Consider the following 24430-nt stretch of genomic DNA (forward strand, 5'->3'; position numbering starts at 1 on the left):
GATGCCTCTCAGATTTGACTCGTGGCGGCCGTTTCGTATCCGATCCGATGGATGGTTCACAAAACCACTCTTGGCCGTCCTGGGCGATTTCTGGGCTCGCCTGAGCCTGTGGCGATTTTATCCCGAATTTATCCACAGGCTTGCCCACAGAGTGACGGATTCGTCCGTCCGTCGTGAATCTACCGTGAAATCCGGTGGAATCGATCATCCAGTTCGTCATGGCGGAGCTCGTTCAGGCCATCCCCGCTCTGCCATGTAGAATCTCGTCAAAGATGCGGGCGCCCGGACCAAGACCGGGCACGAGTGAGCGGCCGTATCCGATGGGCTGGACGTCGGCCGGTCAGCCCATCAGCCGGCCAGCGTCGGTCGTCCGAGACTTGCCAGCAATTGATTCGCATCCGTAACAGGAAGCGAGCAGGTGGCATTGGCGCAGATGAACGCCGCCGGCTCGTGGACGGACGCCGCCTTGCCCGCGGCCGGGTGATCGGCGGGGAGGGCGGCGCCGGCATCGACGCGCTGGAGCACCGCATCGATCAGCGGCAGGCGGCGGGCCGCGTCCCATAGCGCATCGGCGGCCGGATCGCCGGCGCTGCCGACCACCACGATCTCCGCCGCGCGCAGCCTGGTGTCGAGCGCGTTGAGCAGGCCGGCATGGCTGTAGATCGACGGCGCGGCCCGCGGCAGCAATCCGTCGAACAGGCGGTCGAGGCGGGTGCGCCAGGCCTCGTCGCCGGTGAGCGCCGCGAGATGGGCGAGGGCGCGCGCGGCGATGGCGTTCGGATTGGTGACGGCATCGTCGGTGGTGGCGTCCGGGCGCAGGATCAGCCCTTCGGCATCGTCGGCGGTCATGTAGTAGCCGCCGTCCGGCGCCGCATGACGGGCATCGAGCGTGCGCATCCAGCCGGCGGCGCGCTCGAGATAGCCGGCCTCACCGGTGGCCTCGAACAGCGCCAGCGCCGCGCCGGCCATGGCGGCATAGTCCGAGGACAGGCCGGGGAAGACCAGCTTGCCGCCGCGCCAGCTATGGCCGAGCCGGCCGTCGCGGGTCATCGATTCGGCGATGAAACGGAAGGCCGTCGCGGCGAGATCGAGCCATTCCGGCCGACCCAGTCGCCCGGCGGCACGGGCGAGCGCGGCAATCATCAGCCCGTTCCAGTCGGCCAGCACCTTGTCGTCCCGCCCCGGCGGCACCCGCGTGGAGCGCACCGCCAGCAGCATGTCGCGCAGCAAAGCGAGGCGGATCTCGTCGGCGCCGGAGCGCTCGACCGGCTTCAGCCGATTCGGGATCGAAACGCCTTCCCAATTGCCGAACGGGGCGATGTCGTAGTGGCGGGCGAAGAATTCGGCATCCGCAGCTCCCAGCGCATCGAGCAGCTGCTTCAACGTCCAGACGTAGTAGCGGCCCTCATGGCCCTCGGAATCGGCGTCGAGGCTGGCGGCGAAGGCGCCGTCCCCGGTCAGCATCTCGCGCTGCAGCCAGGCGACGGTCTCCTCGGCGCGGGCGCGGAACAGCGGCTCGTGGGTCTCGGCATAGGCGAGCGACAGCAGGTCGATGAGCTGCGCATTGTCGTAAAGCATCTTCTCGAAATGCGGCACCAGCCAGTGGTCGTCGACCGAATAGCGCGAATAGCCGCCGCCGACATGGTCGTAGATGCCGCCTTCGCTCATCGCATGCAGCGCGTGCAGCACCGCGTCGCGGAAGCGCTCGCGGCCGGTCCGCTCATAGGCGCGCCAGAGCAGTTCCAGGAACGGCGTGTTGGGGAATTTCGGCGCCCCCTTCAGCCCGCCATGCTCGGGGTCGCAGATGGCGAGGATGCGGCCGGCAATGTCGTCGAGCTCGGCGGTGCCGATCACCAGCTTTCCCGCCGGATGCGCTCGCTCGCGCAGGCGATGGAGCAGCGCCTCGCGATTGGAGACGATGCGCGGGTCGCCGGAGGCATAGGCATTGGCCATGGTCTTCAGCACGTCGGCAAAGGCCGGCTGGCCGTAGCGGGCCTCCCTGGGGAAATAGGTGCCACCCCAGAACGGCGCGCCCTCGGCGTCGAGGAACATGGTCATCGGCCAGCCGCCGGAGACGCCGAGCTGCTGCAGCGCCGACATGTAGATCTGGTCGATCTCGGGCCGTTCCTCGCGATCGACCTTGATGTTCACGAAAAGCTCGTTCATCACCGCGGCCGTCGCCGCATCCTCGAAGCTCTCATGCGCCATGACGTGGCACCAGTGGCAGGCGGCATAGCCGACCGAGAGCAGCACCGGCCGGTTGCTGCGCTTCGCCTCGGCGAAGGCCTCCGGCTTCCATTCCCACCAGTCGACCGGGTTGTCGGCATGCTGGAGCAGATAGGGGCTGGCGGCATCGGCGAGGCGGTTCGGCACGGCGTCTCTCCCGGAGATGGTCGGTGTTCTTCAAACGTAGGGCGTCTTTGGTGAGCGGACAGGAAGACAGCACAATCGCCGCCGTGTCGAGCGGGTCAGGTGCCGCAGCCGTCGCGGTGATCCGGCTCTCCGGCCCGCGGGCGGGGGAGGCGGTGACGGCGCTGGCCGGCCGGTTGCCGGCGCCGCGCCGGGCGAGCCTCGCGACCCTGCGCGATCCGGCAAGCGGCGAGGCGCTGGATTCGGCGCTGGTGCTGTGGTTTCCCGGCCCGGCCAGTGCCACCGGCGAGGACATGGCGGAGCTGCAGGTGCATGGCGGGCGGGCGGTGGTCGCCGCCGTGCTCGCGGCGCTGTTCGCGCTGCCGGGGGTGCGGCCGGCCGAGCGCGGCGAGTTCTCCCGCCGGGCGTTCCTCAATGGCCGGATGTCGCTGACCGAAGCCGAGGGCCTCGCCGACCTGATCGCCGCCGAGACCGCGCAGCAGCGGCGCCAGGCGCTGGCCCATGCCTTCGGCCATCTCGGCGACCGGGTGGGCGAGTGGCGCGCCGGCCTCATCCGCGCCATGGCGCTCGTCGAGGCCGGCATCGATTTCGCCGAGGAGGAGGACGTGCCGGCCGAGGCCCGTGCGCTCGCCCGGCCGGAGCTCGAGGCGCTGGCGGCGGCGCTGGACGCGGCGCTGGCCGACCGGCGTGGCGCCATGGTGCGCGAGGGCGCGGCGATCGCCATTGCCGGGCGGCCCAATGCCGGCAAGTCGTCGCTGATGAACGCGCTCGCCGCCCGCGACGTCGCCATCGTCTCGGACGAGCCGGGCACCACCCGCGACGTGCTGGAGGTCGCGCTCGACCTCGACGGCCACAAGGCGGTGCTGATCGACACGGCTGGCCTGCGCGCGGCCACCGGCGCCGTGGAGGCGGAGGGGATAAGACGGGCGCGGGCGCGGATCGAGGACGCCGACCTGGTGCTGTGGGTGCATGACGGCAGCACGCGCGCAGTGCCGGAGATGGACGCCGATCTTGTCCGGCCGGATGGCGCCGATCTATGGCTGATCATCAGCAAAAGCGATCTCGGCAGCGATCCGGAGCTGCCGCCGGCCTCGCTGCCGCAAGCATCGGCATTGCTCGCCTCACAGGTGATGGCGGTGTCGGCCCGGACCGGGGAGGGGCTCGCCGCCCTCACCGATGCGCTGGGCGGGTTCGTGGCGCTGCGGGCCGGCGGCACCGAGCATCCGGCGCTGATACGCGAGCGGCAACGCGGCGCGGTGAGCGAGGCGGCGACGCATGTGCGGCAGGTGCTCGCCGGATGGGGCGATCTCAGCGACGAGTTGATCGCCGAAGAATTGCGCCTCGCCGCGCGGGCGCTGGGGCGGGTGACGGGGGCCATCGATGTCGAGGACCTGCTCGACGTGGTGTTCCGCGAATTCTGCATCGGCAAGTGATCTCGTGCCGCGAGGTGATCTGCCAGCTCCAGGCGATCCGCTCCCTTCAGGGGATCTGCCGCCTTCGGGCCGCCGCGGTTTCACGTGAAACAGGCGGCGAGGCGATCTCGATTCGCCTGCGTATTGTTTCACGTGAATCAGGGGGGAATGTCGTGTCGGCGGAGAGCTGAGCCGGCCCGCCACCCTTCCGTTCCCGCGTGCCGGGCCGCGACACGCTTGACGCCGGCCGCGAATTGCAGCTTCAACTCCGCCGAGAGATTCAAGGAATTATCGGAATGAGCGACCTCAGCTTCGATGTGCTGGTGATCGGCGGCGGCCATGCCGGGACCGAGGCGGCCGCTGCGGCGGCGCGGCTCGGCGCCCGTACCGCCCTGATCACCCATCGCCGCGACACCATTGGCGCCATGTCCTGCAACCCGGCGATCGGCGGCCTCGGCAAGGGCCACCTGGTGCGCGAGATCGATGCGCTGGACGGGCTGATGGGCCGGGTCGCCGACCAGGGCGGCATCCAGTTCCGGGTGCTGAACCGCCGCAAGGGGCCGGCGGTGCGCGGCCCGCGCGCGCAGGCCGACCGCAAGCTCTATGCGCGGGCGATGCAGGCGGCGATCGATTCGCAGCCGAACCTGTTCGTCGTCGAGGGCGAGGCGCAAGACCTGATCGTCGCCGAGGGCCGCGTCTGCGGCGCGGTGCTGCGCGACGGAAGCCGTCTCGGTGCCGGCGCGGTGGTGCTCACCACCGGTACCTTTCTCAACGGTCTGATCCATATCGGCGACCGGCAGATTCCGGCGGGCCGCATGGGCGAGGCGCCGGCGCTCGGGCTCTCCGGCACGCTGGCCCGGCTGGGACTGACCCTCGGCCGGCTGAAGACCGGCACGCCGCCGCGCCTCGACGGCCGCACCATCGACTGGGCATCGCTGGAGATGCAGCCGGGCGACCAGCCACCGGAGCCGTTCTCGGCGCTGACCGCGTCCATCACCAATCCCCAGGTCGAGTGCGGCATCACCCGCACCACGCCGGCGACGCATGCGGCGATCCGCGCCAATATCACCCGCTCGGCCATGTATTCCGGCAACATCAGGAGCGTCGGCCCGCGCTATTGCCCCTCCATCGAGGACAAGATCGTCCGCTTCGGCGAGCGGGAAGGGCACCAGATCTTCCTGGAGCCGGAAGGGCTCGACGACCCGACCGTGTATCCCAACGGCATCTCCACCTCGCTGCCGGAGGAGGTGCAGCGGCTGCTGCTCGCCACCATTCCCGGCCTTGAAAAGGTGGCGATGCTGCGGCCGGGCTACGCCATCGAATATGACCATGTCGACCCGCGCGAGCTCGGGCCGACGCTGGAGGCGAAGAAGGCCGTGGGCCTGTTCCTCGCCGGCCAGATCAACGGCACCACCGGCTATGAGGAGGCGGCCGCGCAGGGGCTGGTCGCCGGGCTGAACGCGGCGCGGCGGGCGGCCGGCATGGAGGGCGTCACCTTCGACCGCAGCGAGGCCTATATCGGGGTAATGATCGACGACCTCGTGACCCGCGGGGTGAGCGAGCCCTATCGCATGTTCACCTCGCGCGCCGAATACCGGCTGTCGCTGCGGGCCGACAATGCCGACCAGCGGCTGACCGCGCGCGGCGTCGAGCTCGGGCTGGTGGGCGTCGAGCGGGAGCGCCTGTTCGCCGGCAGGCTGGACGCGCTGGAGCGGGTGCGGGGCTGGAGCCGCGGCGTGTCGCTGACCCCGGCCGAGGGCGACCGCCACGGGCTGACGCTGAACCGCGACGGCCAGCGGCGCAGCGCCTTCGACCTGCTTTCCTATCCGCATGTGGGCTGGGCGGATATCTGCCGCATCTGGCCGGAGGCGTCGGCCGAGGAGGCGCGCATCGGCGAGCAGGTGGAGATCGACGCCAAATATGCGGTCTACCTGCATCGGCAGGAGGCCGATATCGCCTCGTTCCGGCGCGAGGAAGCCGCCGAGCTGCCAGAGCTGGACTATCGCGCGCTGGGCGGGATTTCCAACGAGATCAAGGCCAAGCTGGAATCGATTCGGCCCCGTACCATTGGCCAGGCCGGCCGCATCGACGGCATGACGCCGGCGGCGCTGGCGCTGCTGGCGGCGCATGCCAGGCGGGCGCGCTAGCGCCTCCGGGGCAGGGCGGGCTCGGGCATGTCAGTGGCGCGTCTTGGCGCTATGATCGCGCCATGACGCGCATCGATTCGGACGACCGCCGCCGCGCCTTGGCCCTGACCCCTGTTTCACGTGAAACAGAGGACCGCCTCGTGGCGATCGCCACGCTGCTGGAGAAATGGCAGCGCACCATCAATCTGGTCGCGCCGAATACGTTGCCGCAGCTGTGGACCCGGCACATCGCCGATTCGCTGCAGCTGGTGCCGCTGGCCGGCGACGTCACCCGCTGGGTCGATCTCGGCTCCGGCGGCGGCTTTCCCGGGCTGGTGGTGGCGGCGGTGCTGGCGGAGCGGCCCGATGCCGACGTGACGCTGGTGGAGAGCGACACCCGCAAGGCGGCGTTTCTGCGCGAGGCCGCGCGCATCGCCGAATTGCCGGCCACCGTGCTGCCGGCACGCATCGAGCAGGTGGCGGAGAAGATCGCCGCCGGCGTGGAGATCGTCTCCGCCAGGGCACTGGCGCCGCTGCCGAAACTGCTCGATCTCAGCTATCCCTTTCTCAGGAACGGTGCCCGCGGCCTGTTTTTGAAAGGACAAGATGTTGATAACGAATTGACCGAGACAGCTAAATCTTGGAGAATCGATGCCACGATCACGGAAAGCCTGACCGATGGCGGCGGGCGTATCCTGATGGTGAGTCGAGCGGTGCCGTTGACGCCGGCGAAGGGCTGAGCCGACCGATATCCGGGGCCGGCAGCGATCGGGAATCGGGCCATGAGCGAAACGATGGACGAGAGCGTGACCTTGGTGCCGCAGGCGCCACGACCGGCGCCGCGTGTTCTGGCGCTCGCCAACCAGAAGGGCGGCGTCGGCAAGACCACCACCGCGATCAATCTCGGCACCGCTCTGGCCGCGATCGGCGAGACGGTGCTGATCATCGATCTCGACCCGCAGGGCAATGCCTCGACCGGGCTGGGGATCGACCGGCGCAGCCGCCGGGTCTCCACCTATGACGTGATGTGCGGCGAGGTCTCGTTGCGGGAGGCGGCATTGCCGACCGCGGTGCCGCGCCTGCACATCGCTCCGTCCACCATGGACCTGTCCGGGCTGGAGCTCGAGCTCGCCTCCGCGCGCGACCGCGCCTACCGACTGCGCGACGCGGTGCGGCGGCTGAACGACAATTCGTCTCGTGAACGGAACGATCTCTTCGATTACACCTATGTGCTGATCGACTGCCCGCCCTCGCTGAACCTGATCACCGTCAACGCGATGGCGGCCTCCAACGCGATCCTGGTGCCGCTGCAATGCGAGTTCTTCGCGCTGGAGGGCCTGTCGCAGCTGCTGAAGACGGTGGAGCAGGTGCGGGCGACGCTCAATCCCGGCCTGTCGATCCACGGCATCGTGCTCACCATGTTCGACGCCCGCAACAACCTCTCCAACCAGGTGGTGGAGGATGTGCGGCAGTTCATGGGCGAGAAGGTCTACGAGACCATCATCCCGCGCAATGTGCGGGTGTCGGAGGCGCCGTCCTACGGCAAGCCGGTGCTGCTCTACGACCTGAAATGCGTGGGGTCGCAGGCCTATCTTCGTCTCGCATCCGAAATAATTCAGCGGGAGCGCAGCCTGCGCGCCCCGGCGGCCTGAGGGAGCGTTCCATGGCGATGGCGGAAGATGGCGGGCGCTCGCGGCTGGGCCGGGGCCTTGCGTCGCTGATCGGCGACATGGGCGATGACGGCCCGGCGGCGCATGAACGTGGCGCGCCTCACGGCGGGGCTCGCCGGGTGCCGGTGACGTTCCTGCGGCCGAACCCGCGCAATCCGCGCCGCAGCTTCGTCGAGGAGGATCTCGAGGATCTCGCCGCCTCGATCCGTGAGCGCGGCATCATCCAGCCGATCGTGGTGCGGGCGGTGGCGGGCCAGCGCGACGCCTATGAGATCGTCGCCGGCGAGCGGCGCTGGCGCGCGGCGCAGCGGGCGAGCCTGCATGAGGTGCCGATCGTCGTCGTCGAGGTCTCCGACCGCGAGGCGCTGGAAATCGCCATCATCGAGAACGTGCAGCGCGCCGATCTCAACCCGCTGGAGGAGGCGGCCGGCTACCAGGAGCTGGCCGACCAGTTCTCCTATTCGCAGAACGACCTTGCGCGGGTCATCGGCAAGAGCCGCTCGCATGTCGCCAACACCATGCGGCTGCTGAAGCTGCCGGAGAGCGTGAAGGCCTATCTCGCCGACGGCCGGCTGTCGGCCGGCCATGCCCGCGCGCTGCTCACCCAGGACGACCCGGAAGCCATCGCCCGCGCCATCGTCGAGCGGGGGCTGAACGTGCGCGCCGTCGAGGCGCTGGCGCAGGAGCTCAACGAGGCCAGGGCGCAGGCCGAGGGCAAGCCACCGCGCAGGCCGCGCGTGCCGCCGGCCGTCGATGCCGACACGCGGGCACTGGAGAAGCGGCTGTCGGATGCGCTCGGTCTCGCGGTCACGCTGCGCCATGAGGGCCAGGCGGGCGAGATCCGCATCCGCTACGCTTCGCTCGACCAGCTCGACGAGGTCTGCCGGCTGCTCGCCGGCTGAGCGGCGCCCGCCCGAGTGGCCCATATCGGCCGTGACCACGAAGATTCTGGATGATCCCGGCAGGTTCTAGCCGCGCCGGGCATTCGCGGCGAGCTGGAGCAGGGCCCGCTCGGCCAGCGCCGGCCCGAGCGTGGCGTTGCGGCGGGCGGCCAGCAGCGCGTCGTCGAGCGTCAGCAGCGCCCGCTCCAGCCGGGCGGCGGTCCAGCCGCGCAGCGCCTTCTCCACCAGCGGCCTGCGGCGGAAATGAATGGCCGGCCGCGCGCCCTCGATCGCCCGCTCGACGCTGCCGCCAGCCTCGATGCCGAGCCGCATCAGATGCAGCCCCTGCGCGGCGCGGCAGACCGAACCGAGGATGACGTCGCCGCGCATGCCTTCGCCGAGCGCCTTGCGATAGGCGCCGGCGGCCTCCGCCGACAGCCCGGCCAACGCCGAATCCACCACCTCGTCCAGCGCCAGGCTGGAGGCGTCGCCGACGATGTCGCGGACATGCCCGGCGGTGATGCGGGTCTCGCCGGCAGCATAGAGCAGCAGCTTCTCGATCTCGCCGCGCGAGGCCAGCCGGTCGCCGCCGACCAGCGCCATCAGCTCCCCCCGCGCCTCGCGGTCCATGGTGACGCCGGCGCTCGCGGTCATGGTGTCGATGAGGCGGGCGAGGTCGCGCTCGTTGTCGGCATAGCAGGCGACGGCCAGCGCCCGCGGCGACGATTCGCAGGCGGAACGAAGCGGCGCGCCCTTCTTGAGATCGCCGGCCTCGATCACCACCACCGCGTCGAGGCCGGGTAGCGAGAACAGCGCCTCGACGGCGGGGACGATGTTCTTGGAGCCGGCACGCACCGAGACGACGCGGCGGCCGCCGAACAGCGCCACCGTGCCGGCCTCGTCGACCAGCCGGGCCGGGTCGCCGGCGATCTCGTCGCCGTCGAGCCGCACGATGCCGAACGGATCGGTGGAACCCTCCGACGCGCGGGCGAGAAAGGCGCGGGCGCGCTCGCGCACCAGGCCGAGATCGGGGCCGAACAGCAGCAGCACCGACCGCAGCGGATCGACGCGCGACAGCGTCGCCTCGACATCGCCGGGCCGGACCGCGACCATGGTTCAGCTCTTGGGAGCGGTGGAGGTGTTGAGCGTGGGCTGCGACGGGTCGGTCACATTGGCCGAGACCGGCTTGGCTCCGGCCGCCTGCGCCGCCAGCGCCTTGTCCAGCGCTTCCTTGTTGGCGAAATAGGCCGCCAGCTGGCCGTGCAGCATGTCGGCGACCAGGGTGGCGGACCGGTTCTGGGCGTCGCGGATGGCGCGGGCGCGGGCGTAACGCTGGAAGCCGCTGTCGATCGAGGCCTTGCCGAAGGCACGGGCCTGTATCAGCGGCTTCTTGTCGTTGCCGGCCTCGAAGAGCTGCCAGTTGACGTCGACGGAGACCAGCTCGACCTCGGGCAGGCCCGACACCGGGTCGAGGAAAGCGGTGGCGAGGTTGTCCTTCACGGCCAGGACCAGCCGGTAGGGAGCGCCCACCGGGTTGCCGGCGCCGCCGGTGAGATTGAAGATGAGGTCGTTGCGCACCTCGTTGCCGATGCGGCCGGGCGCGAACACCACCTCGATATCGGCGAGCTTGTCCTGCAGGGCGACGCCGTCGGTGGCCGAACTCTCCGCATACATCGGCTTGAAGTTGAAGCAGCCGGCGGTGAGGCCGGACAGCAGCAGCACGCCGGCCACGGCGAGCAGGCGGCGACGGATGGTGGCGGGCGGGTTGGCGGCGCGCGCGGCGGGACGCGGGAGATCAGGCAACGACATTCACGATCCTCTGCGGAACCACGATGATACGCTTCGGGGCGCGCCCGTCGAGGGCCTGCGCGATGAGATCGAGCGCCAGCACCGCCTTTTCGACGTCGGCCGGGCTCGCCTCCTTGGCGACGGTGATTTCGCCGCGCCGCTTGCCGTTGATTTGGATCGGCAACGTAACGGTGTCGTCGACCAGCAGCGCCGGGTCCACCACCGGCCAGGAGGCGGTGGCGGCGAGGCCGTCCATTCCGAGCACGATCCAGCATTCCTCGGCGAGATGCGGCACCATCGGCGCCACCACGGCGACGAGGATCCGCGCCGCCTCGCGCAGGGCGAAGGCGAGGTCCGGCGCCAGATTGCCGGCCGCGCCGCGCTTGCGGGCGGCAACGAGCGCGTCGCCGAACTCATTGGCGAAGCCGTGCACCCGCGCCACCGCGACGTTGAAGCGCAGCCGCTCGACATCGTCGGCCACCTGGGCGGCGAGCCGGTGGGAGGCGCGGCGCAGCGCCATCGATTCGGCGCCGAAATCATCCGGCGCGGCGATATCGGCCGGCGCCAGCGCCGCGGCGTCGCCGACGAGGCGCCAGATGCGCTGGACGAAGCGCCAGGCGCCCTCGATGCCGGCGCTGGTCCATTCGCTGTCGCGCTCCGGCGGCGTGTCGGAGAGCATGAACCAGCGAGCGCAGTCGACGCCATAAGTGTCGGCCACCACTTCCGGCGGCACCACGTTGCGCTTGGATTTCGACATCTTCTCCGGCGCGCCGACGGTGACCGGCTCGCCGGTGCCGATCTTCACGGCGGTGCCGTCTGGGCGCTTCTCGACCTCCTCGGGGAACAGCCACCTGCCGGCGGTGTCCTTGTAGGTCTCGTGGACGATCATGCCTTGCGTGAACAGGCCGGCGAAGGGCTCGGCCACCGACACGCGGCCGATCTTCTTCAGCGTGCGGGTGAAGAAGCGCGAATAGAGCAGGTGCAGGATCGCGTGCTCGATGCCGCCAATATACTGGTCGACCGCCAGCCAGGCATCGGCGGCGTCCTTCTGCAGGGGGGCGGTGCCGGGCTCGGAGGCGAAGCGGGCGAAGTACCAGGACGAATCGACGAACGTGTCCATGGTGTCGGTCTCGCGCCGCGCCGGGGCGCCGCAGCTCGGGCAGGCGACATGCTTCCAGGTCGGGTGCCGGTCGAGCGGGTTGCCCGGCTGGTCGAAGCTGACATCGTCGGGCAGGCGCACCGGCAGCTGGTCCTCCGGCACCGGGACCGGACCGCAGGCATCGCAATGGATGACCGGGATCGGGCAGCCCCAGTAGCGCTGGCGCGAGATGCCCCAGTCGCGCAGGCGGTAATTGACCGTGCGCTCGCCGACCGGCAGGCCGGCGAGGCGCTCGCGCTCCAGCCGCACGGCCACCGCCTCCTTGGCCGCCTCGACGTCGAGGCCGTCGAGGAAGCCGGAATTGAACAGCGTGCCGTCGCCCTCATAGGGGCCGTCGCCCAGCACGTAGTCCGACGGCTCGACGCCCGGCGGCAGCACCACCGGGGTGATCGTCAGGCCATATTTGGTGGCGAAGTCGAAATCGCGCTGGTCATGCGCCGGGCAGCCGAAAATGGCGCCGGTGCCGTAGTCCATCAGCACGAAATTGGCGACATAGACCGGCACCGAATCGCCGCCGAGCGGATGGCGCACGGTGAGGCCGGTGTCGAAGCCCATCTTCTCCTGCGTCTCGATCTCGGCGGTCGAGGTGCCGCCGCGGCGGCATTCCTCGACGAAGGCGGCGAGCGCGGGATCGCGCGCCGCCAGCGCCTCGGTCAGCGGATGGCCGGGCGAGAGCGCGAGGAAGGAGGCGCCGAACAGCGTGTCCGGGCGGGTGGTGTAGACCTTCACCTCGGTCGGCAGGTCTTCCGGCAGGCTGCCTTCCGGCGGGTCCTCGAGCGCGAAGCGGACATGCAGGCCCTCGGAACGGCCGATCCAGTTGCGCTGCATGAGGCGCACCTTGTCCGGCCAGCGCTCCAGCGTGTCGAGGCCGGCGAGCAGTTCCTCGGAGGCGTCGGAGATGCGGAAGAACCATTGGGCGAGCTTGCGGCGCTCGACAAGGGCGCCGGAGCGCCAGCCGCGGCCGTCGATCACCTGCTCGTTGGCGAGCACGGTATTGTCGACCGGGTCCCAGTTGACCTCGCTCTCGCGGCGATAGACGAAGCCGGCCTTCAGGAATTCGAGGAAGATGCGCTGCTGCTCGCCGTAATAGGAGGGATCGCAGGTGGCGATCTCGCGCGACCAGTCCAGCGACAGGCCGAGCAGCTTGAGCTGCTCGCGCATGGTGGCGATGTTCTCGTAGGTCCACACGCCCGGATGGGTGTTGCGCTCGATGGCGGCGTTCTCGGCCGGCAGGCCGAAGGCGTCCCAGCCCATCGGGTGCAGGACGTTGAAGCCCTTCATCCGCTTGAAGCGGGCGACCACGTCGCCCATGACGTAGTTGCGCCCGTGGCCGATATGGATGCGTCCCGAGGGGTAGGGGAACATCTCCAAGACGTAATATTTGGGACGCGGGTCGGCATTCACCGTGCGGTAGATGCCGCGTTCGTCCCAGATCTTCTGCCAGCGGGGTTCCGCCTCGCGGGCATTGTAGCGCTCTGTGGTCATGGAAGCCGAAATTCTTGGAAGCCGAGATTCTTGGAAGCGGAAATCTTTGGAAGCCGGATCGTGCGGTCGTGGGAGGCGGCCGGCGGACCGGCGCTCGCGCGCGCTCAGCCGAGGCGCGGGACTAGGCACGAACTCAGCCGTCCGGTCAACCTCCGGGCGGGCGCGGCGTCTCGGCCGCGACGATCGCGCCGGCGGCGCACACCTTGTTGCGGCCGCCCTGCTTGGCGGCATAGAGCGCCCGGTCGGCGGCGATCATCAGGTCGGCGCCGCGCAGCTGCGGCGAGGGCTCGCAGGCGGCGACGCCGATGCTGACGGTGACGCGCCCGCTCATCCTGGGCATGTGCTCGATGCCGAGGTCGTCTATCGAGGCGCGCAGCCGCTCGGCGAGGTCGATGGCCGCGGCCAGGGTGGCGCCGGGCATCAGCACGGCGAATTCCTCGCCGCCGATGCGGGCGACGATGTCGGTGCCGCGCACCGCGCCGGCAAGGGCCTGGGCGATGCGGCGGATGCAGCGGTCGCCTTCCATATGGCCGAAATGGTCGTTGTACGGCTTGAAATGGTCGATATCGACCATCAGCAGCGCGAGGTCGTGCGCCGAGCTCCACTGGACGGCGAACACCGCGTCGAAGCTGCGGCGGTTGGCGATGCCGGTCAGCGCGTCGAGGCTCGCCAGCGAGCTGAGGCGCCGGTTGGCGCTGCGCAGCGCGTTCTCGCGGCGGGTGAGCTCCTCGGCCATGTGCTCGAAGGCGGAGGCGAGCGGTTCGAGCTCGGCGATGACCGCCCGCTGCGAGGCGTCATCGTCCTGCTCGCCCTGGCCGAAGCGGGTGAAGCGGCGCGACAGCGCCTGCACCGGCGCGACGATCAGGCTCTCCCCGGCCATCCACAAGCCGGTCAGCATGATGGTGATGGCGATCACCAGCGTCGTTGCCGCCCGCAGGGTCGTCCGCTCGACCTGGCGGGTCACCGCGTTCATGTCGAGGCCGACGATGAGATGCATGTTGCTTGCCGGCATCCGGCTGAAGCCGTAGAGCCGGGCCCGGCCGTCGGGACCGGGAGCGGTGACGGTGCCGCGGGTGCGCGAGATCGTCGCGCTGACCACCTCGGTCCAGCCGAGATTCTTGCCGAGCAGGGCGGCCTTGTCGGGGAAGGCGGTAATGGCGACGCCGGAAGGGTCGATCACCAGCGCCTCGGAATCGAGGCCGAGCTGGTTGGCGAAGGATGTCGGGAACAGTTCGTCGATGCCGACGCGCGCCACCACCGCGCCCCGCGGCGTGCCGTCCGGGTCCAGAAGCGGCTCGGCCATGTAGATGGCGGGCATCTGGTCGATATAGCGGCGCGGCACGACGTCGAGCGTGCCGACCCCGCGCATGGCGATCTGGAAGAAATCGCGCTGGCTGATGCTGAAGCCCACGCCATCGGGCACGGTGGTGCAGACGATCGTGCCGCTGGCATCGGCGAAGGACAGGGCCTCGATGGAGGCGGAAACGGCCAGGATCGCGTCGAGGCCCGGACATGCCTCGGCGACATTGCCGCTGGTGCCGGCGGCTACCGTGGCCAGGACCGAGCGCGCGGCGGCAAGCGCCAGGTTGTAGGAGCCGATGCCCTGGTCGACGAGGTCCATGACCTGTCCGCGCGCCGCGTCGAGGCTCTCGCTACGCAGATTGACGATGCTGACGACCCGTTCGGCGACCACCAGCGCCATTACCAGGACGACGAATGCGGCAAGGCGCACCCGCAGGCTGATCGTTGACCGGCCCTTGCGGCCCGACCGATCGACCGGCGAGGATGATGCGAGCCGGGTGTTTCCAGGTGATGGGGTGCCGTCGTGGCCCCGATCGTCTCTCACGGATATTCGTGCGCGTTTTTAGCTGATGCGCCTTGAGGCTAAACGTTGTCCCCAAGCCATGCAAGGATATGTCCGGCGAAACGGGCATGGCGAAAGGCTGTCAAAACGTGACGGCGCTTGGCATATGAGGCATCCGAACCGCCATTCCCCGAAAGGAGCCTCCATGACCGTCGCCGCCCGCCTCGAGGATGTGCGCGCCTCCATCGCCCGGGCCTGCCGGGACGCCGGCCGGCCGGCGGATGCGGTGGCGCTGGTCGCGGTGTCCAAGACCTTCGAGACCGCGGCGATCCGCCCGGCGCTGGAGGCCGGGCAGCTTCTGTTCGGCGAGAACCGCGTGCAGGAGGCCAAGACCAAGTGGCCGGAGCTGAAGGCGGAGTATCCCGGCGTCGAGCTGCACCTGATCGGGCCGCTGCAGACCAACAAGGTGCGCGAGGCGCTCGCCCTGTTCGACGTCATCCACACGCTCGACCGGCCCTCGCTCGCCCGCGAGCTCGCCAAGGAGATCGCCCGCGAGGCCGGGCGGAGCGGGCGGGCGGCGCCGCGGCTGCTCGTCCAGGTCAATACCGGCGAGGAGCCGCAGAAGGCCGGGGTGGCGCCGCTCGACTGCGACGGCTTCCTCGATGCCTGCCGGGAGGAGCACGGGCTCGACGTCGAGGGGCTGATGTGCATTCCGCCGGCGGGAGAACCGGCGGCGCCGCATTTCGCGCTGCTCGCCGCCATCGCCCGGCGCAACGGGCTCTCCACGCTGTCCATGGGCATGAGCGGCGACTACGAGACCGCGGTCGCGCTCGGCGCCACCCATGTGCGGGTCGGCAGCGCCATCTTCGGCACGCGCTGAGGCGCGCTTCGCCCGGAAACGCTCTAGCCGATCTTGATGGCGGTGCGTCGGCCGAGCCGGGGCAGCAGCCGCATCAGGTCGGCCCGGCGGAAGGCGATGCAGCCCGCCGTGGGGGCAAAGCCGTCGCGCGCCAGATGGATGAACACCGCCGAGCCGCGGCGGGCGCGGCGCGGCCGGGTATTGTGATCCAGCACCAGCACCAGGTCGTAGACATGGTCGGTGCGCCACATCTCCTCGTGGGAGGCGTGAAAGGGGCGCCGGGCCGGCCGGTTGTAGCGGCCGTGATCGGGCGCGTCGCACCACAGGTCGCCGGGCCTCGTGCGGAGCGCCGGCAGCCCGCTCGCCGGCCGCGCGCCGCGGTCGGCGCGCCAGCGCAGTTCCACGGGATGCCAGGTCCCGGCCGGCGTCGCCCCGTCGCCCTCGCGCTTGTCGAACCGTATCCCGGTACGGCCCAGCGCGACGGGGGCGGAGAATCCCGGTGCCGTCGCCAGACCCAGGCTGGGCCGGCCCGGGCGCGCCATCACGCGCAGGCAGGAGATCTTCCCCGGTTTTTCTTCGCGAAGCCTCTTCTTCTTCACGCGTTTTCCGTTCACGATCACGTCACGAGCCTGGCGGTATCGCCTTGTGCGACGCCGCGACTCTTGCCGAAGGTGCCGAGCCTGCCTAGTCGGAGCGTGGTCGACGGAAAGCTCATATCACGCCCGCGCCCCCGGACGAGGCAGACACGGCAACTCAAGCGATCGGAAGCAGACATATGGCGAATGCTCAGAGAGTTCTGGTGGTCGACGACGACAGGGAACTGCGCGAGGCGCTGGTGGAGCAGCTCGCCCTCTACGACGAATTCGAGGTGGTCGCCGCCGACAGCGTCCGCGCGGCGCAGGAAGCGGTGGAGACCGGCCGCATCGACATCGTGCTGATGGATGTCGGGCTGCCGGACGGCGATGGCCGCGAGGCGGTGCGCGGGCTGCGGCAGAAGGGCTTCAAGGCGCCGGTGATCATGCTCACCGGCCATGACACCGACAGCGACACCATCATGGGGCTGGAAGCCGGGGCGAACGACTATGTCGCCAAGCCGTTCCGCTTCGCCGTGCTGCTGGCGCGCATCCGCGCCCAGATGCGCTCGCACGAGGCGAGCGAGGACGCGGTGTTCACCATCGGGCCCTACACGTTCCGCCCCGGCGCCAAGATGCTGGTGACCGAGCGCAACTCCAAGATCCGCCTCACCGAGAAGGAGACGGCGATCCTGCGCTACCTCTACCGCGCCGGGAAGAAGCCGGTGGCGCGCGAGATCCTGCTGCAGGAGGTGTGGGGCTACAATTCCGGCGTCACCACCCACACGCTGGAAACCCATATCTACCGGCTACGCCAGAAGATCGAAAAGGATCCGTCCCACCCCAACCTGCTTGCCACCGAAGCCGGAGGCTACAAACTGGTACCGTGACCGAGCGGCAGATGATTCGCGCATGTGATTCGCGGCCGCGCGCCGGAGGTCTTCCCGCCTGATGTCCATCGAGGACGACATCGCGCTGCTCGAACGCGTGCCGCTGCTCCAGCTGCTCGGTCGCGAGGGACTGCGCGTCATCGCCATCAGCGCCGATACGCGCGGCCTGGGCGAGGGCGAGGTGCTGTTCCGCGAGGGCCAGTTCGCCGATGCCGCCTATGTGGTGGTGAGCGGGCGCGTGCGGGTCTGCCACGAGAGCGCGGCGCGGAGCGCCCGGCCCGGCCATAGCGAGGAGGTCGGCCCCGGCACGCTGCTCGGCGAGATCGCGCTGATCACCGACACCAAGCGGCCGGCCACCGCCACGGCGCTGGCGCCGTCCACCGTGCTGCGCATCCCGCGCATCATCTTCATGCGCACGGTGGAGAGCTATCCCGAGGCGGCGGTGCGGATCGCGCAGGCGCTGAGCGCGCGGGTGAGCGCGACGCTCGGCCAGCTGGAGAGCGTGCGCCAGCGCTTCGACGAGCTCGACATCCATTCGGGCGGACGCTGAGGCGGCATGATCCCGCAAAGGATGTCGCCCGGATGATTCCCGTCACCGATCGCATCGCGCTCGACGAGGACGAGATCGTCGAGGTGTTCGTGCGCGCCTCCGGGCCGGGCGGGCAGAACGTCAACAAGGTGTCGACCGCCGTGCAGCTGCGCTTCGACGTGCGCGGCTCGCCGAACCTGCCCGAGGCGGTGAAGACGCGGCTGGAGCGCCTCGCCGGCAAGCGCCTGACCAATGATGGGGTGATCGTGATTTCCGCCCAGCGCTTCCGCGCCCAGGAGCGCAACCGGGAGGACGCGCTCGCCCGGCTGGTCGAGCTGATACGGCAGGCCGCGGTGGTGCCGGTGACGCGCCGGCCGACCCGGCCGACGCTGGGCTCGAAGATCCGCCGGCTGGAAGGCAAGGCCCGGCGCGCCGGCGTCAAGTCCATGCGCCGCGACAAGCCGGGCGGCGGGCCGGAGGATTGATCCGGCGGTCGGGCCGGACGTCTGGCGCCCCCGCGACACCCCGCGTCCTTCGAGGCGAACCCGGCCGGCATCTTGGGATGCCCCCTCAGAAATCCGAGGCGATGCCCTTCACTTCCCAGTCGCCATAGCGCACCGGCTCGGGGCCGCCGCGGCCGTCGATCTCCTTCGGCGCCGGGGCGGGATCGCCCTGCGCGGCGCGGCGGGCGGCGGCTTCCTCCAGCGCCCGGCGGGCAGCGGGGGAGAGTTGGCGGGGGGGCGGCGGGGCGGGCCTGTTCTCGTCCATGCCCGAATGGGAACCATCGCCGGCGCGGCGCGTCAAGCCTCCGGGCCCGCGGGGGCCGTCATGCCGGTTCGCGCCGCCGCTCCCTTGCGTCAGCGCCGCGGGCTTCCCATCCTATTTTCATCGCGAGCGCCGGGATGGCGCCGGAAGAGGGACGGATGAACTATTTTCGCACGGCGCTGCTGCTGGCGGGCATGACGGCGCTGTTCATGGGCGTCGGCTACATGATCGGCGGGCAGGGCGGCATGATGATCGCGCTGGTCGTCGCCGCCGGCATGAACGTGTTCAGCTACTGGAATTCCGACCGCATGGTGCTGTCCATGTATGGCGCGCGGCAGGTGGATCGCGCCAGCGCGCCGGAATTCGTCGGCCTGGTCGAGGAACTGGCGGCGCGGGCCGGGCTGCCGATGCCGCGGGTGTTCATCATCGACAATCCGCAGCCCAATGCCTTCGCCACCGGCCGCAACCCGCAGAATGCCGCGGTGGCGGCCTCGACGGGCCTGCTGAATTCGCTGTCGCGCGAGGAAGTCGCCGGGGTGATGGCGCATGAGCTGGCGCATATCAAGCATTACGACACGCTGACCATGACCATCACCGCGACGCTGGCCGGCGCCATCTCGATGCTGGCCAATTTCGCGATGTTCTTCGGCAACAGCCGGGAGAACAACAACAATCCGTTCGGCATCGTCGGCACCATCGCCATGATGATCCTCGCCCCGCTGGCCGCCATGGTGGTGCAGATGGCGGTGTCGCGCTCGCGCGAATACGAGGCCGACCGGGTCGGCGCGCTGATCTGCGGCCAGCCGCTCTGGCTCGCCTCGGCGCTGGCCAAGATCTCCAACGCCGCCCACCAGGTGCCGAACCTGCCGGCCGAGCACAATCCGGCCACCGCGCATATGTTCATCATCAACCCGCTCTCGGGCGAGCGGATGGACAATCTGTTCTCCACCCATCCGGCGACCGAGAACCGCATCGCCGCGCTGCGCGCGCTGGCGCAGGAGATGGGCGGCGCCTCCACCGGCTCCGGCTGGGGCGGTGGCGCGCCGCCTCCGCGCTCGCCCTCCAATGTATGGGGCCGCCCCGGCGCAGGCGATTCCAACGCCCGCCGAGGCCCGTGGGGCTAAAAGGGCGGCGGCTGTTTCGCGCACGCTTGAAAAGATGAGGCTTCGCGGCTATCAGAGGCGCCGATGGCAAGCGCCGTTCGCCGCGGTAGCTCAGCTGGTAGAGCAACGCATTCGTAATGCGTGGGTCGGGGGTTCGAATCCCTTCCGCGGCACCATGCCCCCGCCCGAAGGGGTCCGATATAGTCCAACAAGCACAGCAAAATCAACGGTTTGGGTGCTATTCGGTGTCCAGCGCGCGCCGGTGATGTGCAACGCTATCCAACATGAACGTTGGTACGGCTGATGGTATCGTGAAAACGGGGTGTTGGTATCGCCCCGATTCAAGGTATCGACCATGCCGCTCAGCGACCTCGCCTGCCGGAACACCAAGCCGGGCAAAACCCTCAAGAAACTCTCCGATGGGGGAGGCCTGCAGCTGTGGCTTCAGCCCAACGGCTCGAAACTTTGGCGCCTCGCCTACCGCTTCGAGGGCAAGCAAAAGCTGCTGGCGATCGGGCCCTACCCGCTGATCTCCTTGGCCGAAGCTCGGCAGGCGCGCGACCAGGCGAAGCGAGCGTTGCTGGCCGGCGAGGACCCGTCGGCACAAAAGCGAGCCGCCAAGGTTGAAGCGGAAGCCGCTATTACGTTTCGCATGCTTGCCGAGGACTATGTCGAAAAGCTCAAGCGTGAACGCAAGGTCGAGCGCACCATCGCAAAGGTCGAATGGCTGCTCGGCCTCGGGTACGAGGATCTCGGTAGCCGGGCGACTGCGTCGATCAAAGCCGGCGACGTCTTCCCGGTGCTTCAGCGTATTGAACTCAGCGGACGACGGAGGGAGCTTCGATGCGCCTAGCTCTGTGTCAGGACGTTGCCGCTGAACATTCCGCCCTTGAACACGGGGGCGTGCGTATCCGTAGAGAAGAGCACAATATCGGCTTGGGATGACGCCTCGACCACGCCAGGGCCGTCATCGAGGATCAGACTCTCGCCGTCACCGAACGTGACATCGCCGACACGGACTTCTCCGGAGAAGACGTAAAGCAGGCGGGTTACACCCGCCGCCGGAACCGGCGGCAAGACCAGTCTCTCTCCTGCCGAGACACGTGCATCCTGCACCCACGCCTGCGCGCGCAGCTCCAGCGGTGCGCCCTGCGGTGCTGCAACAAGCCGCCATGTATTCATGCTCTGCGCTTCGGGGAAGTCGTGGAACTGCACCTTCGGCTCGAGGTCCGCCACGCGGGGCCGGATGAATATCTGAAGGCACTGGAACGGCTCCGGCCCGAGAATGGTCTCCTCGTGCTGGAAGGTATGGCCCGCGTTCATCAGCATCAGCCGTGTACGCGTGACCACATCCTCGTTGCCGACAGTGTCGCGATGCCGCATCCGGCCGGCGCGGGCATAGGTGAGGATCTCGTCGTCCCGGTGCGGATGCATCCTGATGGTGTATCCCACCGGAATCCGCGCCTGGTCGATCCGGCCGATGGCGCCGATGCCGCTATCGCCCTCGCCCAAGGCGAGGCCCGGATGGAGGATTTCGATTCCGAAACCTCCCCGCAGGCCACCTTGCTTCATGCTGTTGTCGAGCTTGATCGGTCGCATCACACGGCCACCTCTTCGCCGAGCGTCGGATAGTCCGTGTAGCCCTCGGCGCCACCACCATAGAAGGTTGCCTTGTCCGTCTCGTTCATCGGAGCGCCGGATTTCAGCCGCTCGGTGAAGTCGGGATTGGCGAGGACGAACCGGCCGTAGGATTCGAGATCGGCAAGGCCCGCGGCGATGTCCGAGCCGATGTCGGCAAGCGCGCGGCCCGGCCTGTTGACGATCAGCGCCTGATGCCACGCCTTGCGGATATCGGCCAGCAGCGCCTCGTTGCCGAGATGCATGAGGTGGACATAGGCGAGCCCGAGCCTGTTCAGTTCGTCGGTGAGATAGCGGTAGAGGTCCGCACCTTCTGGGCCTTCATCCAGTCCACCGAGCGTCACGCCAGGGGAAAGGCGGATGCCGGTGCGCCCGGCGCCGATCTCGCCAGCGACCGCCTTGGCAACCTCGATCGCGAAGCGGGCGCGATTCTCGATACTGCCGCCATAGGAGTCGGTGCGCAGATTGGCGTTAGGGGCGATGAACTGCTGGATCAGATAGCCGTTTGCGCCATGAATCTCGACCCCATCCGCTCCGGCATCCACCGCGCGACGTGCCGCGTTGCGGAAATCCTTAATGGTTCGGTCGATGTCCCCAATCGTCAGAGCGCGAGGCTCGGGAATGGGCTTCATGCCCTCCAGGGTGAACATCTGATCCTTCGGCGCGATCGCCGAGGGTGCGACGGCGCGGATATGGTCCGACGTGTTGTCGGGATGCGACATGCGGCCGACATGCATGAGCTGGATGAAGATGTGCGAGCCGGCCGCGTGCACGGCCGAGGTGATCTTCTTCCAACCCTCGACATGTGCGTCGGTGTAGATGCCGGGCGTCAGGATGTAGCCCTGGCCCTCGTCGGAAGGCTGGGCGCCCTCGGCGATCAAGAGGCCGAGGCCACCCCGCTGGGCATAGTACTCGGCGGCGAGCGCACCGGGCGTGCCGTCGGGGTTCGCGCGGCTGCGCGTCATGGGCGCCATGACCAGCCGGTTCTTGAGTTCGAGATTTCCGAGCTTCGCCGGAGTCCGGATGTCGGTCATTGTTCGTATGCCTGAACTGTCGATAGGTGAGAAGAAGCGTCCTGCATCCTCGGGGTGCATCGCACCCGCGGGATCAGTCGCCGATCGGGGGAAGCACCTCGGTAAACAGGATCTGGATCAGTTGCTGGCCTTCCGGCGTCGACCAATCCTGAGCGAGTTCCGCAATCATCGTATTGGTCGCGGTGAGCACCACGCCGGCGTCCTGCATCCGGCGTCGTGACATGTCTTCGGAGAGTTCGTAGGGCGAGCCCGAAGCATCCATGACGGCCTGCACGCCATAGCCTTCGCGGACCGCGTCGATCGCCGGGAATACGAGGCAGACATCCGTGGTCACGCCGGCCATGATGAGGTTCCTGCGGCCGGTCGCCTCGACGGCGGCCTTGAAGCTGGGGTCGCTCCAGGCATTGACGATGCCGGCGCGCTGCACCCTGTTCTCGAAGGACGCCGGCAGGATCTCGTTGAGCTCCGGCAAAAGGGGCCCCTGCGCACGGTCTTCCTGGCTGGAGGTCAGCACGGTCGGAATGCCGAGAATGCTGGCGGTTTTCGCAAGCGCCAGAGCCATTTTTTTAGCCTGACCGACATCGATATTCTTGATGAGCTGCATCGTGCCGATCTGATGGTCGATCAGCAGCAGGGCGGAATTCTCTGCGGTAAAGTTGGCGGACATCTTTGTTCTCCTTTGACTTTGCGTCCTCGTGCTTGCGGACGAAGTTAGTGAAGAAACAAAAATGTCGGCAGACTTGAAAAATGTGCACGTATCGTTCCATAAATGGAACATGAAGACCTTCGACGATTTCGATGGCCTCGCACTGTTCGTCCGCATAGTCGAATCTGGCGGCCTGGCCGCCGCCGAGCGCGCCATCGGCATTCCCAAGGCCACCCTCTCGCGCCGCCTTAGCGCGTTGGAGAGCCGATTGAACGTGCGGCTGGTGCGGCGGACGAAGAAGGGCGTGGTGCTGACGGATCGGGGCCAACAGCTCTATGACCGCAGCCGGAATGCCTTCCTGCTGGCGGAAGAGGCGCTTGCGGCGGTTCAAGATGAGCGCACTGCGCTGTCGGGAACCGTGCGGATGTCGCTCCCGCCAGACATGGCAAGCGAGGTCCTGGCTCCGGCGCTCATCGGGTTCAAAAGCCGGCATCCCGATGTCGTGATCGAAATGGTGCTCGCCGACCGCAATGTCTCGCTGATCGAGGAGGGTTACGATCTGGCGGTGCGAATGGGGCCGATCGCGGATTCAGGGCTGATGTTCAAACGGATCGCGAGTCTGCCGCGCGTGCTCGTGGCTAGTCCGGCGTTCCTCTCGGCGCATCCTGATTTGAGCAATCCGGAGGATCTCAAACGGCTCCCCGGGCTCGCCATTCGGCGGGACTTAGTGGAGTGGCGGTTGCACCGCGAGGACGAAAGGACGGTGGAGATCGTCCCGAAAATCGGCTTCGCCGCCAATCGGCAGGCGATCCTAATCGACGCGGCGATCGCTGGGTTCGGGGTGGCCAATCTGCCGGAATTCATGGTCAAGGACGCATTGCAATCGGGAGTGCTCGTCCGCGTGCTGCCGGACTGGGAGCCCAATCCGGTTGAGATGACCGCGCTCTGGTCAAAGGATCGCATTACCGAACGGCTGATCAAGGCGATCATCGCAGAGTTCTGTGAGGCGATGCTCCAGAGATCATCAGGCAGTGGCAGTTGATGCTGCCGTCCGTCAAATAGCCTGCGCCCACGCAGGAGAAAGATTGAAATATCGAACTATAGCGGGAAATCGACGGGGGAGCGTGCGGGAGTCGGATGGGAACGACGTCTACCTATAACGCACCCTGCATGTTGTGCTCGTCCTTGCCGCCTGCCACGAACCTGTGACAGCGCAGCACCGCTGCGCGCATTCCCAGAGCGTTACGCCTGTGGCATCTTCCGCGTCATGAAGGTCAGCACGTGGCTCCGCAGATTGCTCCCGATCCTTGCGATCGTGGGGATTATTGCCGGCCCGTTCACCAACCCGGTGAGCGGTGCCGCGACGGCGGCGGCCTCCGTTATGTCCATGGCGGCGATGCCGGACGACATGCCGTGCTGCCCGCACGAGCAGCCGGTCGTCCCGGATTGTCAGAAGACCTGCCCGTTGATGGCGATGTGCATGGCCAAGTGCTTTTCGGTCACGCCGATGCTTGCAAACCTGGCATTCGTCCTGCAGGCCGAGGGCGACGCCATCCTCCCCGGCAGTGACGCCATGGGCGCCACGCTCTCCATAGAGCCGCCGGCCCGACCTCCGCGAACCTGAGACATCGCCGGCGTTTCGACGCCGGCTCGTGCCGCCCCAGCGAGGCTCGGGCGGCCGAGAGTGCGTGGCCATAGG

At 68.6% G+C, this 24430-nt stretch carries 23 protein-coding genes and 1 tRNA gene; 14 read left to right on the top strand and 10 right to left on the bottom strand.

Annotated features, from left to right (window positions below; translation table 11 throughout):
- Positions 1-348: 348 nt before the first annotated feature.
- Complete coding sequence (locus AC1RU4_RS08905; protein ID WP_492890699.1) at positions 349-2373, bottom strand: thioredoxin domain-containing protein; 2025 nt, start codon at positions 2371-2373, stop codon at positions 349-351.
- A gap of 50 nt (positions 2374-2423) precedes the next feature.
- Between AC1RU4_RS08905 and mnmE the strand changes: the two genes are divergently transcribed.
- The 5 genes from mnmE to AC1RU4_RS08930 all read left to right on the top strand — a co-directional run bounded on the left by mnmE (position 2424) and on the right by AC1RU4_RS08930 (position 8480).
- Positions 2424-3803, top strand: coding sequence for a tRNA uridine-5-carboxymethylaminomethyl(34) synthesis GTPase MnmE (mnmE, locus tag AC1RU4_RS08910; RefSeq protein WP_492890700.1), 1380 nt, complete (start codon positions 2424-2426; stop codon positions 3801-3803).
- A gap of 275 nt (positions 3804-4078) precedes the next feature.
- A complete protein-coding gene (mnmG, locus tag AC1RU4_RS08915; RefSeq protein WP_492890701.1) occupies positions 4079-5929 on the top strand; it encodes a tRNA uridine-5-carboxymethylaminomethyl(34) synthesis enzyme MnmG in 1851 nt (616 codons plus the stop codon).
- A gap of 62 nt (positions 5930-5991) precedes the next feature.
- On the top strand, positions 5992-6648 hold the full coding sequence (gene rsmG / locus AC1RU4_RS08920) for a 16S rRNA (guanine(527)-N(7))-methyltransferase RsmG (RefSeq protein ID WP_492890702.1): 657 nt from the start codon (positions 5992-5994) through the stop codon (positions 6646-6648).
- Between the two features lie 42 nt (positions 6649-6690).
- Complete coding sequence (locus tag AC1RU4_RS08925) at positions 6691-7560, top strand: ParA family protein (RefSeq protein ID WP_492890703.1); 870 nt, start codon at positions 6691-6693, stop codon at positions 7558-7560.
- A gap of 11 nt (positions 7561-7571) precedes the next feature.
- Positions 7572-8480 carry a ParB/RepB/Spo0J family partition protein gene (locus AC1RU4_RS08930; RefSeq protein WP_492890704.1) on the top strand — a complete coding sequence of 303 codons (909 nt, stop codon included), beginning with the start codon at positions 7572-7574 and terminating at the stop codon, positions 8478-8480.
- A gap of 66 nt (positions 8481-8546) precedes the next feature.
- Here the strand turns inward: AC1RU4_RS08930 and holA are convergent, their stop codons facing one another.
- The 4 genes from holA to AC1RU4_RS08950 all read right to left on the bottom strand — a co-directional run bounded on the left by holA (position 8547) and on the right by AC1RU4_RS08950 (position 14623).
- Entirely contained in the window at positions 8547-9572 is a 1026-nt protein-coding gene (gene holA / locus AC1RU4_RS08935; protein WP_492890705.1) for a DNA polymerase III subunit delta, read from the bottom strand.
- 3 nt (positions 9573-9575) lie between these two features.
- On the bottom strand, positions 9576-10268 hold the full coding sequence (locus tag AC1RU4_RS08940) for a hypothetical protein (RefSeq protein WP_492890706.1): 693 nt from the start codon (positions 10266-10268) through the stop codon (positions 9576-9578).
- A complete protein-coding gene (leuS, locus tag AC1RU4_RS08945) occupies positions 10255-12891 on the bottom strand; it encodes a leucine--tRNA ligase (protein WP_492890707.1) in 2637 nt (878 codons plus the stop codon). Before leuS ends, AC1RU4_RS08940 begins: the two co-directional genes overlap by 14 nt.
- A gap of 145 nt (positions 12892-13036) precedes the next feature.
- Positions 13037-14623, bottom strand: a complete 1587-nt coding sequence (locus AC1RU4_RS08950) for a sensor domain-containing diguanylate cyclase (RefSeq protein ID WP_492890708.1) — start codon at positions 14621-14623, stop codon at positions 13037-13039.
- Between the two features lie 277 nt (positions 14624-14900).
- On the opposite strand from AC1RU4_RS08950, the gene AC1RU4_RS08955 reads away from it, so the two are divergent.
- A complete protein-coding gene (locus tag AC1RU4_RS08955) occupies positions 14901-15575 on the top strand; it encodes a YggS family pyridoxal phosphate-dependent enzyme (RefSeq protein WP_492890709.1) in 675 nt (224 codons plus the stop codon).
- A 23-nt stretch (positions 15576-15598) separates the two neighbouring features.
- On the opposite strand, the gene AC1RU4_RS08960 is transcribed toward AC1RU4_RS08955, so the two are convergent.
- Positions 15599-16153, bottom strand: a complete 555-nt coding sequence (locus AC1RU4_RS08960) for a L,D-transpeptidase family protein (protein ID WP_492890710.1) — start codon at positions 16151-16153, stop codon at positions 15599-15601.
- 176 nt (positions 16154-16329) lie between these two features.
- Between AC1RU4_RS08960 and AC1RU4_RS08965 the strand changes: the two genes are divergently transcribed.
- The 3 genes from AC1RU4_RS08965 (at position 16330) to arfB (ending at position 18030) form a co-directional block, all read left to right on the top strand.
- The gene (locus AC1RU4_RS08965; RefSeq protein ID WP_492890711.1) at positions 16330-17016 is read left to right on the top strand and encodes a response regulator transcription factor; all 687 of its coding nucleotides are present in this window, start codon (positions 16330-16332) and stop codon (positions 17014-17016) included.
- A 61-nt stretch (positions 17017-17077) separates the two neighbouring features.
- Positions 17078-17566, top strand: a complete 489-nt coding sequence (locus AC1RU4_RS08970) for a cyclic nucleotide-binding domain-containing protein (protein WP_492890712.1) — start codon at positions 17078-17080, stop codon at positions 17564-17566.
- 32 nt (positions 17567-17598) lie between these two features.
- Complete coding sequence (gene arfB / locus AC1RU4_RS08975; protein ID WP_492890713.1) at positions 17599-18030, top strand: alternative ribosome rescue aminoacyl-tRNA hydrolase ArfB; 432 nt, start codon at positions 17599-17601, stop codon at positions 18028-18030.
- Positions 18031-18115: 85 nt separating this feature from the next.
- Here the strand turns inward: arfB and AC1RU4_RS08980 are convergent, their stop codons facing one another.
- Positions 18116-18313, bottom strand: coding sequence for a DUF1674 domain-containing protein (locus tag AC1RU4_RS08980; protein WP_492890714.1), 198 nt, complete (start codon positions 18311-18313; stop codon positions 18116-18118).
- 155 nt (positions 18314-18468) lie between these two features.
- Between AC1RU4_RS08980 and htpX the strand changes: the two genes are divergently transcribed.
- The 3 genes from htpX to AC1RU4_RS08995 all read left to right on the top strand — a co-directional run bounded on the left by htpX (position 18469) and on the right by AC1RU4_RS08995 (position 20266).
- A complete protein-coding gene (gene htpX / locus AC1RU4_RS08985) occupies positions 18469-19434 on the top strand; it encodes a zinc metalloprotease HtpX (protein WP_492890715.1) in 966 nt (321 codons plus the stop codon).
- A 79-nt stretch (positions 19435-19513) separates the two neighbouring features.
- Positions 19514-19589, top strand: a tRNA-Thr gene (locus AC1RU4_RS08990).
- A gap of 179 nt (positions 19590-19768) precedes the next feature.
- Positions 19769-20266, top strand: a complete 498-nt coding sequence (locus tag AC1RU4_RS08995) for a DUF4102 domain-containing protein (protein WP_492890716.1) — start codon at positions 19769-19771, stop codon at positions 20264-20266.
- Here the strand turns inward: AC1RU4_RS08995 and AC1RU4_RS09000 are convergent.
- The 3 genes from AC1RU4_RS09000 to AC1RU4_RS09010 form a co-directional block, all read right to left on the bottom strand.
- Positions 20263-21012 carry a pirin family protein gene (locus AC1RU4_RS09000; RefSeq protein WP_492890717.1) on the bottom strand — a complete coding sequence of 250 codons (750 nt, stop codon included), beginning with the start codon at positions 21010-21012 and terminating at the stop codon, positions 20263-20265. The two genes, AC1RU4_RS08995 and AC1RU4_RS09000, sit on opposite strands and share 4 nt — an antisense overlap.
- The gene (locus tag AC1RU4_RS09005) at positions 21012-22085 is read right to left on the bottom strand and encodes an alkene reductase (RefSeq protein ID WP_492890775.1); all 1074 of its coding nucleotides are present in this window, start codon (positions 22083-22085) and stop codon (positions 21012-21014) included. The genes AC1RU4_RS09000 and AC1RU4_RS09005 overlap by 1 nt, the downstream gene beginning before the upstream one ends.
- Positions 22086-22158: 73 nt before the next feature.
- Positions 22159-22752 carry an isochorismatase family protein gene (locus AC1RU4_RS09010; RefSeq protein WP_492890718.1) on the bottom strand — a complete coding sequence of 198 codons (594 nt, stop codon included), beginning with the start codon at positions 22750-22752 and terminating at the stop codon, positions 22159-22161.
- A gap of 61 nt (positions 22753-22813) precedes the next feature.
- On the opposite strand from AC1RU4_RS09010, the gene AC1RU4_RS09015 reads away from it, so the two are divergent.
- A complete protein-coding gene (locus AC1RU4_RS09015; RefSeq protein WP_492890719.1) occupies positions 22814-23773 on the top strand; it encodes a LysR family transcriptional regulator in 960 nt (319 codons plus the stop codon).
- A 225-nt stretch (positions 23774-23998) separates the two neighbouring features.
- Positions 23999-24355 carry a hypothetical protein gene (locus AC1RU4_RS09020; protein ID WP_492890720.1) on the top strand — a complete coding sequence of 119 codons (357 nt, stop codon included), beginning with the start codon at positions 23999-24001 and terminating at the stop codon, positions 24353-24355.
- Positions 24356-24430 lie beyond the last annotated feature (75 nt).

The sequence above is a fragment of the Ancylobacter sp. GW821-FHT10E12 genome, assembly GCF_058809335.1.

Coding starts and splice junctions, on each gene's coding strand:
- mnmG (WP_492890701.1), top strand. CDS start 4,079: ATGAGCGACCTCAGCTTCGATGTGCTGGTGATCGGCGGCGGCCATGCC.
- rsmG (WP_492890702.1), top strand. CDS start 5,992: ATGACGCGCATCGATTCGGACGACCGCCGCCGCGCCTTGGCCCTGACC.
- AC1RU4_RS08925 (WP_492890703.1), top strand. CDS start 6,691: ATGAGCGAAACGATGGACGAGAGCGTGACCTTGGTGCCGCAGGCGCCA.
- AC1RU4_RS08940 (WP_492890706.1), bottom strand. CDS start 10,268: ATGTCGTTGCCTGATCTCCCGCGTCCCGCCGCGCGCGCCGCCAACCCG.
- AC1RU4_RS09005 (WP_492890775.1), bottom strand. CDS start 22,085: ATGACCGACATCCGGACTCCGGCGAAGCTCGGAAATCTCGAACTCAAG.
- AC1RU4_RS09015 (WP_492890719.1), top strand. CDS start 22,814: ATGTCGGCAGACTTGAAAAATGTGCACGTATCGTTCCATAAATGGAAC.
- AC1RU4_RS09020 (WP_492890720.1), top strand. CDS start 23,999: ATGAAGGTCAGCACGTGGCTCCGCAGATTGCTCCCGATCCTTGCGATC.
- AC1RU4_RS08995 (WP_492890716.1), top strand. CDS start 19,769: ATGCCGCTCAGCGACCTCGCCTGCCGGAACACCAAGCCGGGCAAAACC.
- leuS (WP_492890707.1), bottom strand. CDS start 12,891: ATGACCACAGAGCGCTACAATGCCCGCGAGGCGGAACCCCGCTGGCAG.
- holA (WP_492890705.1), bottom strand. CDS start 9,572: ATGGTCGCGGTCCGGCCCGGCGATGTCGAGGCGACGCTGTCGCGCGTC.
- arfB (WP_492890713.1), top strand. CDS start 17,599: ATGATTCCCGTCACCGATCGCATCGCGCTCGACGAGGACGAGATCGTC.
- htpX (WP_492890715.1), top strand. CDS start 18,469: ATGAACTATTTTCGCACGGCGCTGCTGCTGGCGGGCATGACGGCGCTG.
- AC1RU4_RS08980 (WP_492890714.1), bottom strand. CDS start 18,313: ATGGACGAGAACAGGCCCGCCCCGCCGCCCCCCCGCCAACTCTCCCCC.
- AC1RU4_RS09010 (WP_492890718.1), bottom strand. CDS start 22,752: ATGTCCGCCAACTTTACCGCAGAGAATTCCGCCCTGCTGCTGATCGAC.
- AC1RU4_RS08970 (WP_492890712.1), top strand. CDS start 17,078: ATGTCCATCGAGGACGACATCGCGCTGCTCGAACGCGTGCCGCTGCTC.
- AC1RU4_RS08965 (WP_492890711.1), top strand. CDS start 16,330: ATGGCGAATGCTCAGAGAGTTCTGGTGGTCGACGACGACAGGGAACTG.
- AC1RU4_RS08955 (WP_492890709.1), top strand. CDS start 14,901: ATGACCGTCGCCGCCCGCCTCGAGGATGTGCGCGCCTCCATCGCCCGG.
- AC1RU4_RS08930 (WP_492890704.1), top strand. CDS start 7,572: ATGGCGATGGCGGAAGATGGCGGGCGCTCGCGGCTGGGCCGGGGCCTT.
- AC1RU4_RS09000 (WP_492890717.1), bottom strand. CDS start 21,012: ATGCGACCGATCAAGCTCGACAACAGCATGAAGCAAGGTGGCCTGCGG.